Raw genomic sequence first — 17,543 nt, forward strand, 5'->3', positions numbered from 1 at the left:
GAGGCCTCCCCAATGCGCTTGTTTGAAATTGAAACAGTTTTGGAGTTGCCTTATATGGCATTGGCAATTTAAAATGTTTTATAGGAAAAATCCGCTGTATCATGACTTAAAGCAACGCATTTGCTTCTATGACAACTATCTTGAGATTTTTTCAAAAAGAGGCAAAATAACACACGAATACACAGAATTTCGTGGTCTACTTGAGGATAGGAAAGGTCTTTATTTGATTTTAGGTAGAAATACGGCCCTTGCCATTGATAAGAAGGTCTGTGATGATGAGTTATACCAGTTTATCAGGTCAGTGGCGGTTCATCCTTTTAGTCGACTCAAAAGATTTTAGAAGATTACTCTTAGTGTGAGAATGACTGCTGAAATAAAGACTTCTGAAAGGTTTCTAGCAGGAACCATGTCGCTTGCGACAACCTAGCCTTCCAAAACCTAGAAGTTAGACCGATGGGGAATGTCGCTAAGTTCATGGCGCCTATTATCAGCTCCATGACCGAAACCTCCGATGCAGAAATGCGATTAGACACCGATCACTGTTTGCCCGAAGATTAGCTAATGATGGCGAGAAGAGCTGTCTCATCTTGTTTTTGATCTATCGTTTGGAGGCCTCTGTTAATGGGGGTATTGGCTTAAATTTGTGGGGGGCTAAGCCTCATGTTACAATTCTATTGGGAGCTTTTCCGTTTATCGCCAGACTTATTTTTTAGCTAGTGGTTTTGATTAGAATACGTTGCTATTTGTTTCGTGTTGCTGGGAGGACGTTACCATGCCTCTTCCGTTATTTGTCCAAGTTATTTTGCATAGTGGGTTAATGGTTTGAAAGAGTGCATTATTGCTCTATATAGATTAGGCTTCTTAGTAACAGTTTATTTTCGAGCCATCAAGATTATCTGAGAGAAAAAGACCACACGGTTTCAAATTTTAGTGTATAATAAGACTATGAAAATCTATTTGCCGTTTTATCAATTTATCTTCCTAGCATTGTCAACAGGAATTGCAACCTATCTTTTCAATGAGGCACTGATGGCGGGGCGATTTGGTTTTGCCATCTTTTGGGGAGCTATCTTAGCTCGTAATCTCCGAGTGAGTTATCAATTAAGCAAGTGGATCAGAGCTATAGAAGCCAAGTTGAAAAACTAAATAATAGGGGCGATGTAGCCATAGAAACGTTCCTGAGGTGGTTCTACCGGCATCTGGGAAGTTAATTTATAAAAGCTTGGATATAATTGGTTCATTTCTATCTCCTAACACCTGCATTCGATCTGTGACTCACAGAATTGGTTTTCGAAGACGTGTTATTGCATGGGATCAGGAATTTCTCAAAAACAGGTGACTGATTGAATAGCAACATGCGCTCACCTCAAGTTACTTTGGATGCTCTATATATTTAGCGCTCAACTAATGGGATCATGTAGAGGGCTTATTGGTACTTTCTTTAGTATATACCCGTTATGGTTATGCAATGTCGCTATTGAGTGAAAAGAACCGGCTCATTTGCCGATTTTCCTATTGGTGTAAAGGCTTAAGAGAATAATAAAAACGAACCAGGGTTTTCTTAGTCTGGTTTGTTTTCATTTGTCCAAGAAGTCAGGCTAATTTCACCGCTATTGAGCCAGAGTTCCTGCCCATCTAGTAAGATGATTTGCAGCTGCCCTTGATCGTTGAGTGCGGTGGCTCGGCCAGTGAGGGACTGCCCATTTTTTTGGAAGGTAACCGTTTTGCCGAGAACAAGAGAATGTTCCTTATAGAACTGGATGAGGGTATCTTCAGGGGTCTCGAAAAAAGTTTTCCAGATGGCAAGGATGAGGTCGTTACGGCTGATGTTAGGTCTTTCTTCAAAAAGACTGGTTGCCTTATTTGCCAGTTCTTCTGGAAATGCCTTGACCAGAAAGTTTAAACCAACACCGATGATGATGTCTGTGATGACTCCTGTTTCTACAGATGTGATGGCTTCTGTCAAGATTCCAGCAATTTTCTTTTGTCCTAGATAGATGTCATTGACCCACTTGATCTGGGTTTCAATGCCAGTCAGGTCTTGGATAGCCTTGACAATACTAGCTGCAACTAGGAGGGTATAGGAAGGCAGTTCTGCATGGGCCAGCATAGGTTTTAGGTGGAGGGACATGTAGATGCCACCGTGTTTAGGCGCAAAGAAGGCCCTACCAAAGCGACCTCTGGCCCCGCCCTGGCTGGGAGCAAGATAGAGACAGTTGCCTTCATGGCCTGCCTCGATGCCTTTCTTAGCATCCATTTGAGTCGACTGACTGTCCTGGGTGTAGACCACCTCAAGGCCTAATTGGTCACTGAGTTCATCGGGCAGTAACAGATCTCCCTCCCGTAGGCGATAGCCCAAGTGCTTGGTCGATTCAATGACCAAGCCTTGTTTCTCTAGCTGTTGAATGGCTTTCCAGATGCTGGTCCGTGAAAGATTGAGTTGCTCAGCAAGTTGCTCGCCACTGAGGTAGTCTGTCGTAGTCGATAGGAGTTGGTAAACTTTTTCATAGGTTTTCATGCCTCTATTATAACAAAATCTAGACAGTTAGGAAAATGGTTTCATAAAATCTTGAAATTTCTTCTTAAAAGTGCTACAATGGTAATATATATATATATTAATACAATATTTATAGGAGGAGTTTATGCTGACATTAGAAAAAGTCAAGAAGAGCTATGGTAGTCACCAGGTCTTGCATGGCATTGATATGCAGGTGCCTAAAGGACATATCGTTGGTTTGATTGGAAAAAATGGGGCTGGTAAGACGACGCTATTTCACTCTATCTTGAAGTTTGTAGAGAGTCAGGGAACGATTGCTTTTGATGGTAAAGATATCACAATGGAGACCTTTGAGCGCATCGGTTATTTGCCTGAGGAGCGAAGCCTTATGCCCAAGCTAACTGTCAAGGACCAGGTTACTTACTTGGCGACTCTTAAAGGCCTCAGCAAGAAGGACATTGCCGAGCGGTTACCGCTTTGGATGGAACGCCTGCAGGTCAAGGGCAAGTTGACCGATAAGATTAAGGCCTTGTCAAAAGGGAATCAACAGAAGGTTCAACTGATCGCAACCCTGATTCATGAGCCGGATTTGATCATTTTAGATGAACCTTTTAGTGGGCTCGATCCTGTCAACACAGCTCTGCTAAAAGAAGTTATCTTGGCTGAAAAAGCGCGAGGCGCAGCTATTATTTTCTCCGACCATGTGATGACTAATGTGGAGGAACTTTGCGATGAGGTCGTAATGATCCGTGATGGACAGGTGGTTGTAGATGGTCCCATCCAAGAGGTCCGCAATAGCTTTGGCAAGACGAGATTATTTGTGGCCAGTGATTGGAGTCGGGAAGCTCTGGAAAGCTTGCCACATGTGACCCATGTCTCTAGGACCAATCAAGGATTGTGGCGCTTGATTTTGGATGACGAAAGAGCAGGTTCAGAGATTTTTGACCGCTTGACACAGGGGCACTATATCTCGACCTTCGACCAGCAGGCTCCAACCATCGATGAAATCTTCAAAATTAAGTCAGGAGTTGACGCATGAAAAAAGTTTTAATTGTAATGAAAGAAACCTACCTGAGACAGGTCAAATCCTTAGCCTTTCTCTTTATGGTCTTGGCTCCCTTTCTCTTTATCGGACTTAGTCTTTTGAGTGGGATGTTAGGCGCATCATCTGCTGAAAGTAATCTATCTAGTCAAACGGCACTGATTAGCTCCGATAAGCAACTGATATCCGATATGATGGCTCTTGGAGGCTATACGGACCAATATAAGGACCGAGATTCAGCCCAACAGGCATTGGAGGATGAGGAGATAGCAGCTTATCTGATAGTAGAAGAAGTAGATGGACAACTTCAGGCAAACTATCATGGCAATGAGATCATGCCTCAGAATGACAAACTCTTTCTGACTCAGGCCTTAACCAATGCTCAAAACAAACTCAATCAGGAAAGGGCTGGCCTCAGCCCTGATCAGGTAGCTACGCTGGCGACCACCTTCAACTTCACAGAAGAAATCGTTGAGGGCAAGGAGTTTGAAAAGCTGGGCCAGTATGTGACTTATTTTGGCTTAGTTTTCTTCATGTATATGATTCTGATTACTTACTCTAGCCAGACGGCACAAGAAGTAGCTAGTGAGAAAGGAACCAAAATCATGGAGGTTATTTTTTCTAGTGTTCCTGCACCGCTTTATTTCTACGGCAAGATCCTAGGCATCTTGGCTGTAATTGCGACCCATATCGGCATTTATGTGGTTGGTGGCTTCATTGGCTTCCAGTTAGCGAAAGAGTATCTGGCTTCCGCTGGGTTTTTAGGCATGATTCAGAGTGTAGTCGGTAACCTCTCGCTGAATACCTTGCTCTTTGTTATTTTTGGCCTCTTCATCTATGTAGTATTTGCAGCCCTGTGTGGGTCGCTAGTCGCTCGGATGGAGGATGTCCAAAAAGCAGTGTCACCAGTGATGATGGTGATTATGGTGGCCTTCTTTGGGGCTATGTTCCTGGGGCAATCTGGCAGTGATAACCTGATCATGAAGGTGGGTTCATTTGTTCCCTTCCTATCAACCTTCTTTATGCCGATTCGGGTCATCAATGGCTTTGCTTCCACAGCTGAGGCTTGGGGCTCTTTAGCCATCTTGATTGCTGTTTCCTTTGGGTTAGTTTACTACATCGGGAAATCCTATGCAGGTCTAATCCTGCAAACCGATGACATCGGTCTTTGGAAAAGCTTTAAAAAAGGTATTTCAAGCCGTTAGAAGAAAATGAGGTGGGAAATTATCCCCCTCATTTTTTTGACGTATAAGCAGATCAGGTGTGCGAATGAGACTCTAGAAGAAAATTTTCTGAAACTGGAGTAACCACCCGCAAATGGCTTTATTTCTAGATAATCTTATGGTAAAATGATAAGGTAACTATAAAAAGAAAAAGAGGTATGTGAAATGTCACGTAAACCCATTATTGCTGGTAACTGGAAAATGAACAAGACGCACAAGGATGCGCGTGCGTTTGTTGAAGCTATTCAAACAAAGATTCCATCAAAAGATTTGGTAGATACTGTTATTGGATCTCCTGCGATTTTCTTGGAAGGTATGAAAAAAGGCATTCGCAAGTCAGGTTCTGAACTTAAGGTTGCTGCACAAAACTGTTATTTTGAAGATTTTGGTGCTTATACGGGTGAAAATAGCCCAGCAACTATTGCGGCTCTTGATGTGGAGTATGTGATTATCGGTCACTCTGAACGTCGTGATTACTTCAAAGAAACAGACGAAGACATTAACAAAAAAGCGCATGCTATTTTCCGTAATGGTATGACACCAATCATTTGCTGTGGGGAGTCTTTGGAAACGTATGAAGCTGGTAAAGCTGTTGAATTTGTGGGAGCACAGGTGTCAGCGGCCCTCAAAGGTTTGACAGCAGAACAGGTTGCTTCATCTGTCATTGCTTATGAGCCAATCTGGGCAATCGGTACAGGGAAGTCTGCTACACAAGATGACGCTCAAAAAATGTGTAAGGCTGTCCGTGACGTAGTGGCAAATGATTTTGGCCAAGATGTGGCGGATAAAGTGCGTGTGCAGTACGGTGGTTCTGTTAAACCAGAAAACATTGCAGACTACATGGCTTGTCCAGACGTAGATGGTGCTCTTGTAGGCGGTGCATCTCTTGAAGCAGACAGCTTCTTGGCATTGCTTGATTTTGTAAACTAAAAAATTACACATAAAACGGGGATCCAAGTTTTGGGACCCCGTTTTATGTGTAATTTTAAGGTGATGTGGTAAAGAATCACCAGTAGCACGGTACAGGGATGCCTTCTAGATCAAATCAGTTTTGAAGAGATGACTAGTTACAGTTATTCAACTTTAATAATTTCGAGAATACGTGCGACTAAGGATACTAATGCTATTCTATAAAGATTGGCTGTATGTTTAGAGCGGAGCAACTATCAATGAAAAACGAATCCTTATTAAACAATTATTAAATAGGCAGGGTTAACTATTTTTCAAGATGTTTGAAAAATAGCAGAATACTGTCACATAGTAATAGGTAGCTCAGAAAACGGTAACGTACGATTCAAGAGTTGATAGTCATAGCCGACCTCTCCCTTTACGATGGTTGTCATCTCTTTAATTCTGATTCTAAATTTTCTTTAGTGTAGCACACTTTATTCTTCTGTTTGGTTTAGTGTCATCATTTTAGTTGTTTGGATAAGGGGATTTTCTGGGGTCAAAAAAAGTGAAGTGATACAAAAAATAATAAAATAGAGGATAAAAGCTTGAAATGGTACCTTATTTATGTTACTATACTCTTGCAGTTAAGATTGCGAACGAGAGAGGCGAGTTTTACTTTGCCAAACTTATTGCTGTTTTGATAAATAGGACCAGTGAGCTGAAGCTTAAAACCAAGCTGGGACTGTGAAAAGAACAGATTTGATGTTAGTAGAGGGGCTTCGCGCCCATTGAAGAGATAGCTACGGCTATCGACTCAAATTTTTTATAACGTAATGGCAAACCATTGCGCTTGTGAAAACGATTGGTAAGAGTAGTAAAAGTAAGACATGCTATATAGACTCTAACGTTCTACACTAATAAGATGCGGAAAAACTGGGCTTTATTAAGCTATCGGTACGCCTTTTTAGTAGATGATAACCGATACTATCCAAGTGTGCTTTGCCATGCTTGGTTTTTTTTGTGGTGAAAGGAGAGGAAATGAAAAATCAAGACAGAATGCCTATTGTTGAGGCTCTTAAGGAATTAAAGGAGAGAAGAGTGGTTCCTTTTGATGTACCTGGGCATAAGAGAGGGCGCTCTAGTCGAGAATTGACGGCATTTTTAGGGGAGCAGGCGGTGTCCATGGATGCCAATTCTATGAAAATGCTGGACAATCTTGGTCATCCTGTGTCGGTCATTAAGGAAGCAGAAGAATTGGCGGCAGAAGCTTTTGGGGCCAAGCATGCCTTCTTTATGGTCAACGGGACAACGGGAGCTGTCCAAAACATGATTTTTGCGACGATCAAAGCAGGTGACAAAATCATTCTTCCCCGCAATGTGCATAAGTCAGTCATCAACGCCCTAGTGATGTGCGGGGGGATACCTGTCTATGTGACCTCACCTCTTCAACAAGAATTAGAAATTTCGACAGGGATGCCTTTGGCTGAATTGGAAAAAACGATCGAAGAGCATCCAGATGCCAAGGCGGTTTTGGTCAATAATCCAACCTATTATGGGATTTGTTCTGACTTGAGACGCATTGTAGCCTTGGCCCACAAAAAGGGACTCTTGGTACTGGCAGATGAAGCCCACGGTGCCCATCTCTATTTTGGAAAAGGCTTGCCCATTTCAGGGATGGATGCGGGCGCCGATATGGCAGCAGTCAGCATGCACAAGTCAGGTGGGTCGCTAACTCAATCGTCTTTCCTACTGGTCAACAATGAGGTCAATCCGGAGTATGTCCGTCAGATTATCAACCTGACCCAGACGACCTCTGCTAGCTACCTGCTCATGTCTAGTCTTGATTTGGCACGTAGGAATCTCGTTATTAATGGAGAAGCTATTTTTGAAAAGGTCAATCAACTAGCCCAATATGCGAGAGACGAAATCAATGAAATCGGCGATTACTATGCCTACTCGACGGAAATTATCGACCGAAATGGCATTTATGATTTTGATACGACCAAGCTCTGCATCAAGACAACAAATCTTGGTTTAACAGGCATTGAAGTCTATGACCTGCTCCGCGATGAGTACAATATTCAGGTTGAATTTGGCGATACAGCCAATATCTTGGCCTATATTTCCGTAGGGGATAGGATCCATGATATTGAGCGTTTGGTCAGTGCCTTATCTGAAATCCGACGTCGTTTCAAACGGGAAAAGAAAGGGCTCCTCATCTTTGATATCGCAAAGACCGATGTAATGATTTCGCCACAAAAGGCCTTCTATGCTGAAAAAATTAGTCTGCCACTAGAAGAAAGTCAGGGACGGATTTCGGGTGAAATGGTCATGTGCTATCCGCCAGGAATACCGATTGTAGCACCTGGGGAGCTGATAACAGCAGAAGTCATTGAGCATATTCAGTATGCCAAAGCAAAGGGGTGTTTCCTGATGGGGACAGAAGATACAGAGGTCAATCAGATCAATGTGGTCAAAGAAGATTAGGAGGCTAGACAATGGATTTATGGTTTTCAGACTTTCATCAGGATAATGTCAAATTGTCTATCAATGTGGAGAGGGAAGTCTACAGTGAACACAGTGAGTACCAGCATATTGCTGTCCTTGATTCAAAAGAATATGGTCGTATTTTGGCTTTGGATGGGGAGTTGATTACAACAGAGAAGGACGAGTCTTTCTATAGCGAGATGGTGGTCCATGTCCCCATGAACACAAAGGCAGACATCAAATCAGTCCTAGTGATTGGAGGATTGGACGGTGGGGTTTTAACAGAGCTTGAGAAATACGATGCGATCGAGACCATCGATGTGGTGGAGTTGGATCAGCGTGCAGTAGAAGTCTGTCAGCAATACCTTCCTCAAAGTAAGATGGCCTTTCAGGATGAGCGGGTCAATCTCTATATTCAAGATGCCCTTAAATTTGTCCGCCGTAAGGAAAATGCCTATGACCTGATTATTGTAGACTCAGCCAATCCTTTCGGATTAAACGAAAGTCTTTTTACCAGGGAATTTTATGGCAATTGCTACAATGCTCTGACAGAAAATGGCATTCTGATTAGCCAGCAGGCTAATAGTTTTTATCAAGAAGATGTGACAGCTTTTCGCCACATCAGTGACCGCTTAAAGGCTGTCTTTCCTCTCAATACGGTCTATCTGACCAGTGTACCGAGTTATGCGGCAGGCTATCTTCTGGTCGGTTTTTCGTCCAAGGGCATCAATCCCAAGGAGAGTACCCAACTTGCAAGTCGCTCTGCCATTGCCACCCAGTACTACAATGACGACATCCATGTCGGCGCCTTTTACCTACCAAACTATATCAAGGAGATGTTGACCAGTGAAACCTAATGTGACGACCTTTATTGGCTGCGAAGCTACTTATGAAGACAGTAAGATGGTGATTTTCGGGGCCCCTTACGATAGTACGACCTCTTTTCGGCCAGGAACGCGCTTTGCCAGCACGGCTATTCGCAATGAAAGCTTTGGGATTGAGACCTACAGTCCCTACCAAGATAAGGATTTAGAAGACATTGCAGTCTTTGATGCAGGGGATATCGAACTGCCTTTTGGCAATACCGCCGAGACCCTCAAGATGCTGGAAGAGCAAGTTGCGACCATTGCAGGCGATGGCAAATTGCCCATCATGATTGGCGGTGAGCACTCTATCACTGCTGGGCCAGTCAAGGCTATGTTGGAAAAATATCCTGACCTTCATTTGATTCAATTCGACGCCCACACGGACCTACGGGAGGATTACTTGGGGGTACGTGAGTCCCATGCCAGTGTCATCAAGCGCTGCTGGGACATGCTGGGTGACGGGCGGATATTCCAATTCGGCATTCGGTCTGGCCAGCGGGAAGAATTTGAATGGGCCAAGGGACATACCCACCTGCAGAAGTTTAATTTTGATGGCTTGGCAGAAGTGGTGGAACAGCTGAAAGACAAGCCAGTCTACTTCACCCTGGACCTAGATGTGCTAGACCCTTCTGAATTTCCGGGAACCGGCACACCAGAAGCCGGAGGCGTTCGTTTTACCGAGCTAATGGCTGCGATTGAAAAAATCAGCCAACTCAATATCGTGGCAGCAGACATGAATGAGCTCTGCCCGATTTATGACCAATCTGGCCAATCAACAGCTCTGGCCTGCAAGCTCTTGCGTGAAATCATGCTCTATCTCTACAAATAGAGAAATTAGAAAGGAAAGAAAATGAGTAAAGCCCTTATTATTGGAGCTGGCGGGGTTGCCAGCGTAACGGTCCACAAATGTGTTCAAAACTACAAGGTGTTTGATGAAATCTGTATCGCCTCACGGACCAAGTCCAAATGCGATGCCTTGAAAGAAAAATTAGACGGCCAAGGTTGCAAGATTTCAACGGCTCAAGTGGATGCGGACAATGTGGACGAATTGATCGCTTTGATCAACGATTTCCAGCCAGACATCGTCATCAACTTGGCCCTTCCTTACCAAGATTTGACCATCATGGATGCTTGCTTGGCGACCAAGACCCACTACCTGGATACGGCCAACTATGAGCCAGAGGACACGGCTAAGTTCGAGTACAAGTGGCAATGGGACTATAAAAAACGTTTTGAAGAAGCGGGGATCACAGCCATCTTGGGATCTGGTTTTGACCCAGGAGTGACGGGTGTCTTCTCGGCCTATGCCCAAAAGCACTACTTCGATGAAATCAACTACATCGATATCTTGGATTGTAACGGCGGTGACCATGGCTACCCATTTGCGACCAACTTCAACCCTGAAATCAATATTCGCGAAGTCTCTGCCAATGGCCGTTACTGGGAAAATGGCGAGTGGGTCGAAACAAAGCCAATGGAAATCAAGCGTGTCTATGACTTTGACCAAGTGGGCGAGAAGGACATGTACCTCCTTTACCATGAAGAGTTGGAATCTCTGGCTCAAAACATCAAGGGTATCAAGCGCATCCGCTTCTTCATGACCTTTGGCCAATCCTACTTGACCCACCTCAAGTGCTTGGAAAATGTTGGCATGACCTCAATTGAGCCAATTATGTACGAAGGCAAGGAAATCATTCCGCTTCAATTCTTGAAAGCGGTGCTGCCAGACCCGGCTAGCTTGGGCCCAAGAACCGTTGGGAAAACCAATATCGGCTGTATCTTCCAAGGCAAGAAAGACGGCAAGGACGTGACCTACTATGTCTACAATGTCTGCGACCACCAAGCATGTTACGCCGAAGTAGGGTCACAAGCCATCTCCTATACCACCGGCGTTCCAGCCATGATTGGTGCCATGTTGGTGTTAAATGGCCAGTGGCAAAAACCAGGCGTCTTCAACGTGGAAGAGTTGGATCCGGATCCATTCATGGAAGCCTTGAACGAGTGGGGCTTGCCATGGCAAGAAGACTTTAACCCAGTCTTGGTGGACTAGATGACAGAGGCGACAATTCAGTGGTCGGTTGACAAGGTCCCGACCCCAGCCTTTGTGGTTGAAGAAAACTTACTTCGTCAAAACTTGGAAATTTTGGCCCGTGTCAAAGAAGAAGCAGGCTGCAAGATTCTCTTGGCGCAAAAAGCCTTTTCCATGTTTCACTTTTACCCCTTAATCGCTAAATACCTTGATGGGACAACAGCTAGTGGCATACACGAAGCGAAATTGGGCTACGAAGAATTTGGCGGGGAGACCCATGTCTTTTCCCCAGCCTATCGCCCAGAGGAAATCGAGGAGCTACTACCAATCTGCGACCACTTGGTCTTTAACTCCTTTGGCCAATGGCTACGCTACAAGGACCAGGTCCTGGCCAGTGGCAAGTCTGTTGGTCTTCGGATCAATCCAGAATGCTCCACCCAAGAAGGCCATGCCATCTACGATCCCTGCTCCCCTGGTTCGCGTCTTGGCATTACCTTGGAGCAGTTTGAGGGTCAGGATTTGACAGGGATTGATGGCCTACACTTCCACACCCTTTGCCAGCAAAATTCGGATGACTTGGCCACGACCTTGCGAGCAGTGGAAGAGAAGTTTGGGAGCTATTTGCACCAGATGAAGTGGCTCAACTTTGGTGGAGGTCACCATATCACACGGGCGGACTACGATGTGGACCTCTTGATTGCAGAAGTCAAACGTATTAAGGAAACCTATGGTGTTGAAGTCTATCTGGAGCCAGGGGAAGCCGTTGCTTTAAATGCTGGCTATCTGGTTGCTCAAGTCTTGGACATCACAGAAAACCGTGGTGTTTTCAATGCCATCCTGGACACATCAGCGACCTGCCACATGCCAGATGTCCTTGAGATGCCTTACCGTCCGCATATCATCGGCTCTGGAGAACCTCATGAGCAACCCTATACCTATCGCCTGGGAGGCCCGACCTGTTTAGCGGGAGACCACATCGGGGAGTACAGCTTTGCCCAGCCTTTGGAAATTGGTAGCCGCCTTATTTTCTGTGATATGGCCATCTACTCCATGGTCAAGACCAATACCTTTAATGGTATGCCCTTGGCTTCCATCATGGCAGTAGATGCCCACAACCAAGTGAGCTTGGTCAAATCTTTTGGTTATGAGGAGTTTAAGAGGCGGCTTTCCTAAGAGCTACAGTCAATCGGAATTAAGGAAGGTCATTTAAGCCTGTTAACATTTCTATAAACAAATACCCACCGGCTTTTCATCATCAATGCTGCTGATGGATAGCTAGGTGGGTTTTCGTTGTTAAATATTAGTGATGATGTTGAAGGAGCAAATGGCAAGCAAGCTCAGAATCATGAGGCGATACATGAGGGTCACCTGTTTTTCACTCAGCAAGTGATTGATCTGGGTGCCGAGGTAGCCGCCGAGAATAGCTGTAACAGCGATGATTGGAAACAGGGATAGGTCAAAAATAGTGTCTGACCTTGCTCCAAAAATCGCCAGCAATTTTGGCATTTGGGCAAAGAAAATCATACCGATGGAGTAGGGGGTGGACTCTTTGACAGTCATTGACATGAAGCCTAGAAGGACAATGACATTTAGAGGACCGCCACCGATACCAAGAAATACAGAGAGGGCTCCAACGGCTAAACCAAAACCAAAGATAGCAGCTTTGGCTTTGATGGCTAATTTTGGCAAATGCTCTTTAAAGAGGGTGAAGAGGAGGACTGCTAACAAGACTAAAAAGAGCAATATGGCTTGAATCATAGTTACTCTATTGTTGGGGAAAGACTGGATCAGCGCTTTAAATATCCGATCTCCAAAGTAACCGCCTATAAGAGATCCACCAGCTAGTAGGAGCATGGTAATCTTGTTGAAGCCTTGTCCGCTCTTGCTGTGCTTGTATAGGGAGGACAAACACATGGAAAAGACAGCAATGGTAGAATAGACACCGATAGTGCTGGCTGAGTCCATGCCAATCAGGTCGAAAACAGGTTTGATAATAGCGCCGCCTCCAGCACCTGTGATAGCGCCGAGACAAGTGGCTAAAAGGATAATGAGGCCATAAAGAAGTGCGGTCATAGCTTTCCTTTCTAAATTAACATTTCTTAGGAGATGCTTTCACCATTAGTAGCGATGACTTCCTTGTACCAGTAGAAGGATTTTTTCTTGATCCGCTTAAAGGTGCCTTGACCGCGGTCATCTACATCTACATAAATGAAGCCGTAACGTTTTTTCATCTCACCAGTTGACCAAGCGACGAGGTCGATACAGCCCCAAGGGGTGTAGCCCATAAGGTCAACCCCGTCCAAAACCACCGCATCCCGCATCGCACGAATATGGGTGGCTAAATAGTCGATGCGGTAATCATCGTTGATCGAACCATCTTCTTCAACAACATCAAGAGCCCCTAAGCCATTTTCCACGATAAAAAGTGGCACGTGGTAGCGGTCATACATCTCAGAGAGAGCTATGCGTAAGCCTAATGGATCCAAGGTCCAACCCCACTCTGAAACTTCCAGATAAGGGTTCTTATAGCCGAGAATATTGTTGCCCGGTGTCTTAGGGACGGTTGTGTCCGTCGTAGACATGGTTGACATGTAGTAGCTAAAGCTGATGAAGTCTACGGTCCCCTTAGCCAGGCAGTCCAAGTCGTCTGCTTCCATGGTAATGCGGATACCTTTACGTTCAAACTCCTTGAGCTTGTAAGCTGGGTAGTAGCCTTTAACCATGACATCTAGATAGAACTCAACCTGCCGTTTATAGTCAATATTTGCCAAAACGTCCTCTGGCTTGGCAGTCATGGCATAGCTGGGAGCGTACATGACCATATTACCAATTTTTGCGTCTGGAATCAAGTCATGACAGAGTTGAACAGCTCTGGCTGAAGCGATAAAGAGGTGGTGAACTGCCTGAAACTTAGTCTGTTCATCATTGGGATGAATCCCTAATTGTAGCCAAGACCGTAAGACATTGATTTCATTAAAGGTCAACCAGTACTTGACCTTTTGTCCATAGCGTTTAAAAACAGTTTCAGCATAGTGGACAAAGCAATCCACCGTCTCACGGCTAGAAAACCCATTGTAATGATCAGCCAAATAAAGCGGAATATCAAAGTGACAGAGGGTTACAAGAGGATCAATACCGTACTTGAGGCATTCATCAAAAACCGCATCGTAAAATGCAAGACCAGCTTCATTGGGGTCCTTTTCTGTTCCGGTTGGAAAAATCCGAGTCCAAGAAATGGACATCCGGTAGGCCTTAAACCCCATCTCTGCAAAGAGGGCTATGTCTTCCTTGTAGTGGTGGTAAAAGTCAATAGCTGTGTGTGACGGGTAAAAGTCATCAGGATCAATGTAGCCTACCGCCCCTTCAGGCACCATGGCCAATCGTTCATCCTTGTAGACTCGACCGTCTACTGTTTGATAAGTGATTTGGCGAGGCTTGTTACGATCGCCGACGGTCAGGGTATCCATTGTCGTTAGCCCACGTCCGTCCTCTTGATAGGCCCCTTCGATTTGATTAGCAGCTGTTGCACCGCCCCAAAGAAAATCTGTTTTGAATCCCATAGTCCTTCCTCCTTGCTCTATCTTTAAGAAGAGCCAAGGCAGTCACGTAGGTACTGTCTTAGCTCAATTATTTTAGTTTATAAAATGTCGCCAGCATAGACTGTGCTACTCGTTTTCAGTGGAATGGTTTTGCCCTTGCTATCTGTGATAATGGTCATGGTCGTTGGATCATAGCCTTTTGCTTTCAAGAGGTCGAAATCAACCTGAGCCAGGGCTTGACCAGCCTTTACGGCCTGTCCTTGTTGGACGAGGGCTGTGAAGCCTTGGCCAGCTAGCTCGACTGTATTAATCCCGATATGGACCAAAACTTCGACGCCGTCAGGACGGACAATACCGTGGGCATGCCCTGTTGGAAAGACTGTCGTTAACTCGCCATTGACTGGTGCAACAATTGTTCCAGATCTTGGTACGACAGCTACACCATCTCCCATAGCCTTGCTAGCAAAAACCGGATCGTTGACATGTTCGAGGGCCATTAATTCCCCATCGACAGTTGCCACGACAGTATCGTCTGAGACAGTTGTGGCAGGAGTAGAAGATGAAGTATTCTCCTTTGGCAAGCCTAAGACGAAGGAGGCGATGAAGGATACCGCAAAAGCAATGGTACAACCGATACCAGCATGCACAATGACATGAGGCGCATCTGCACTAAAGTAACTTGGTAACGAAAGCAGACCTGGAGGTACTTGGGCAAAACGACCGACACCCATGAGACCAAGATAAAGACCAGCAATCCCGCCTCCAATCATAGCCGCGTAAAGCGGGCGTTTGTACTTGAGGTTAATTCCGTAAAGCACAGGCTCAGTAATTCCCAAAATGGCGGATATCCCAGTAGAGACAGACAGTGCCTTGAGCTCTTTATCCTTAGTTTTAAACACTAAAGCTAATGCTGCTCCACCTTGGGCGACATTGGACACCATCATGCCGGGCCCTGCAACAGTGTCAATCCCCTTGGTCGCCAGCATGTTGATGCCAATTGGAATAACGCCGTAGTGCATCCCCGTCATAACAAGGAGGGGTGTCATTGCACCGATTAAGGTCGGAACTAACCATGGAACAGTAGTGTTCATGGCAGATACAACCGTGTTGAGACCGTCACCCATCCAAGTTCCTAAAGGACCAATCAAGAGGAAGGTTGCTGGCATGACAATCAACAAGGTCACCATCGGCGCCAAGAAAATCCGTAAGATAGCTGGTGTATATCTAGTAACGATTGGTTCAACGTAGGACAAGAACCAGACTGCTAGAATAATAGGAATAACAGATGAGCTATAGTTGGCCATTGTGACGGGCAAGCTTAGAAAATCAAGTCCCGTTCCAGCTTCACGCGCTGCTGCGATCATGGCCACAAACGTCGGACTGATTAAGCTGGCCCCAACAGCCATGGCTAGGTATTGGTTTGTTTTGAATTTTTTAGCAGCAGATGCAGCTAAAATAACTGGCATAAAGTAGAAGATGGTATCCCCGAAAATAGAGAGAAACTGGTAAGTCGTATCCGTTGGTTGTAACCAGCCTAACATGGTTGATAAAGAAGCGATAACCTTGATCATTCCTGCGCCAGCCATGACAGGGACGATTGGGACAAACATTCCGGCGATGGTGTCTAATACTTTAGCGATACCACGCTTGCCATCATCTTCATGCGCGCTATCCTTGCCTGTGCTAAAGTTTGCCTTTGCCTTGATGGTCTTGAAGACATCTGCTACATCTGGCCCGATAACGATCTGATATTGCCCTCCGTTTTGAACCACATTAATGACGCCTGCTGTGTTTTTGAGGGCCTCTGTCTGGGCCTTGTTGTTGTCCTTGAGGTTGAAACGCAGATGGGTTGCGCAGTGGATGAGGGAATTGACATTATCCTCGCCACCTACTTTTTCGATAATCGTTTGTGCCAATGCTTCATAATCTTTAGCCATGACCGAAACTCCTTTTGTTTTGATACTGTTATTGTAACGGCTTTCTTTTTTGGGCACAAGGCCTTCCGTCCATCTATCATCAGTGTTGCGTAAATGGTTGTCAGATACATCAAAAAACCGCAACACTGTTGCGGCGCTTTGCTATTTTCCAAAATCGTCGATGATAGGGTTGCCGGACTTACGTTTCTTTTCATAGCCGCGGGAGACTTCCATACGATGGTTATAATGGGTGTCGTACTGGTGGGCAAAGACATTGGCATAGAGCACATCGAGAACAAAGGACAAAGACAGGAGGGAGGAGAAATTCCCGAGGTTATCGACTAGTTTTTCCCGCGTAGAGAGGTGGAGGGTCAAATCCGCTAACCGAGTCAGCTGATTATCTCCGTAGGACGTCAAGGCAAAAAATGGCAGGTTTCGCCGCCTAAGGACATCTGCCGTTTTGAGCAGTTGTTCAACCTCTCCAGAGTAGGATAAGAGGATAAAACAAGTGGTTTTTGGAGCTGTTTTAGCCTGAAAGAAAAAATTATCGCCTCGTCGTTCAACTTGGACTGACTTGCCAATTTTCAACATCCGATTTTTAAACGTTTCTGCCATCTCAAGTGGATCACCCGCTGCTCCGATAATAATATGTTCTGCCTCCAGTAAGAGACGCGTGGCTTTTTGGAGGCTATCGTGTTCTAATAAGTCTAAACTATCTTCTACGGTGTCCTTGTAGAGGGCGGCTAACTTATTGGCTAACGCTTTATTCTTATCCTTGGCTGTGAAAGGACGATTGGGGTTGACCTGTTGAGACGAGCGTTCTAAATAGTCCAATTCTTTCAGATAGGCTTCCTTAAAAGCATTGAAGCCTGCATAGCCAATCTGTTGGCAAAAGCGGCTAACGGTAGAAGGGGCTATGTAAAGTTCATTGGCTATCGCTCGTGAGCTCTTATGCTTTAACTCTCGACCGGCGTTGATGAAATAATCTGCTAGACTGACTTCAGTGGCCGTCATCCTCTCTTTTTGAGTTAATTTTTCTAAGATTAGCATAGC

15 protein-coding genes are annotated in these 17,543 nt (G+C 45.1%); 10 read left to right on the forward strand and 5 right to left on the reverse strand.

Annotated features, from left to right (window positions below; genetic code table 11):
• Positions 1-73 precede the first annotated feature (73 nt).
• Positions 74-340 carry a YcxB family protein gene (locus tag HF992_RS12350; RefSeq protein WP_168548797.1) on the forward strand — a complete coding sequence of 89 codons (267 nt, stop codon included), beginning with the start codon at positions 74-76 and terminating at the stop codon, positions 338-340.
• A gap of 605 nt (positions 341-945) precedes the next feature.
• Complete coding sequence (locus tag HF992_RS04140; protein WP_168548798.1) at positions 946-1,146, forward strand: DUF3272 family protein; 201 nt, start codon at positions 946-948, stop codon at positions 1,144-1,146.
• 415 nt (positions 1,147-1,561) lie between these two features.
• Here HF992_RS04140 and birA read toward each other — a convergent pair whose 3' ends face one another.
• Positions 1,562-2,518 carry a bifunctional biotin--[acetyl-CoA-carboxylase] ligase/biotin operon repressor BirA gene (gene birA, locus HF992_RS04145; RefSeq protein ID WP_168548799.1) on the reverse strand — a complete coding sequence of 319 codons (957 nt, stop codon included), beginning with the start codon at positions 2,516-2,518 and terminating at the stop codon, positions 1,562-1,564.
• A gap of 124 nt (positions 2,519-2,642) precedes the next feature.
• On the opposite strand from birA, the gene HF992_RS04150 reads away from it, so the two are divergent.
• The 8 genes from HF992_RS04150 (at position 2,643) to nspC (ending at position 12,208) form a co-directional block, all read left to right on the forward strand.
• Positions 2,643-3,536, forward strand: coding sequence for an ABC transporter ATP-binding protein (locus HF992_RS04150; RefSeq protein ID WP_168548800.1), 894 nt, complete (start codon positions 2,643-2,645; stop codon positions 3,534-3,536).
• Entirely contained in the window at positions 3,533-4,744 is a 1,212-nt protein-coding gene (locus HF992_RS04155; RefSeq protein ID WP_168548801.1) for an ABC transporter permease, read from the forward strand. The genes HF992_RS04150 and HF992_RS04155 overlap by 4 nt, the downstream gene beginning before the upstream one ends.
• A gap of 183 nt (positions 4,745-4,927) precedes the next feature.
• The gene (tpiA, locus tag HF992_RS04160; protein WP_168548802.1) at positions 4,928-5,692 is read left to right on the forward strand and encodes a triose-phosphate isomerase; all 765 of its coding nucleotides are present in this window, start codon (positions 4,928-4,930) and stop codon (positions 5,690-5,692) included.
• A gap of 999 nt (positions 5,693-6,691) precedes the next feature.
• The gene (locus tag HF992_RS04165) at positions 6,692-8,140 is read left to right on the forward strand and encodes an aminotransferase class I/II-fold pyridoxal phosphate-dependent enzyme (RefSeq protein ID WP_168548803.1); all 1,449 of its coding nucleotides are present in this window, start codon (positions 6,692-6,694) and stop codon (positions 8,138-8,140) included.
• An 11-nt stretch (positions 8,141-8,151) separates the two neighbouring features.
• A complete protein-coding gene (gene speE, locus HF992_RS04170; RefSeq protein WP_168548804.1) occupies positions 8,152-8,997 on the forward strand; it encodes a polyamine aminopropyltransferase in 846 nt (281 codons plus the stop codon).
• Positions 8,987-9,835: an agmatinase gene (speB, locus tag HF992_RS04175; RefSeq protein WP_168548805.1), complete on the forward strand. Its 849-nt coding sequence runs from the start codon at positions 8,987-8,989 to the stop codon at positions 9,833-9,835. Before speE ends, speB begins: the two co-directional genes overlap by 11 nt.
• Before the next feature lie 21 nt (positions 9,836-9,856).
• Positions 9,857-11,056 (forward strand): saccharopine dehydrogenase family protein, encoded by a 1,200-nt coding sequence (locus tag HF992_RS04180; protein WP_168548806.1) that lies wholly within the window; start codon positions 9,857-9,859, stop codon positions 11,054-11,056.
• A complete protein-coding gene (gene nspC / locus HF992_RS04185) occupies positions 11,057-12,208 on the forward strand; it encodes a carboxynorspermidine decarboxylase (protein ID WP_168548807.1) in 1,152 nt (383 codons plus the stop codon). It abuts the gene before it with no gap.
• A gap of 120 nt (positions 12,209-12,328) precedes the next feature.
• Here the strand turns inward: nspC and HF992_RS04190 are convergent, their stop codons facing one another.
• From HF992_RS04190 to HF992_RS04205, 4 genes are all read right to left on the reverse strand, one after another.
• Positions 12,329-13,108, reverse strand: coding sequence for a sulfite exporter TauE/SafE family protein (locus HF992_RS04190; protein ID WP_168548808.1), 780 nt, complete (start codon positions 13,106-13,108; stop codon positions 12,329-12,331).
• Between the two features lie 26 nt (positions 13,109-13,134).
• Complete coding sequence (locus tag HF992_RS04195; RefSeq protein ID WP_168548809.1) at positions 13,135-14,595, reverse strand: glycoside hydrolase family 1 protein; 1,461 nt, start codon at positions 14,593-14,595, stop codon at positions 13,135-13,137.
• A 77-nt stretch (positions 14,596-14,672) separates the two neighbouring features.
• The gene (locus HF992_RS04200) at positions 14,673-16,568 is read right to left on the reverse strand and encodes a beta-glucoside-specific PTS transporter subunit IIABC (protein WP_168548810.1); all 1,896 of its coding nucleotides are present in this window, start codon (positions 16,566-16,568) and stop codon (positions 14,673-14,675) included.
• 84 nt (positions 16,569-16,652) lie between these two features.
• A complete protein-coding gene (locus tag HF992_RS04205; protein ID WP_168548811.1) occupies positions 16,653-17,540 on the reverse strand; it encodes a MurR/RpiR family transcriptional regulator in 888 nt (295 codons plus the stop codon).
• Between the last annotated feature and the right edge of the window lie 3 nt (positions 17,541-17,543).

Origin of the sequence: Streptococcus ovuberis, from assembly GCF_012396585.1 — a bacterium.
GTDB classification, from domain to species: domain Bacteria; phylum Bacillota; class Bacilli; order Lactobacillales; family Streptococcaceae; genus Streptococcus; species Streptococcus ovuberis.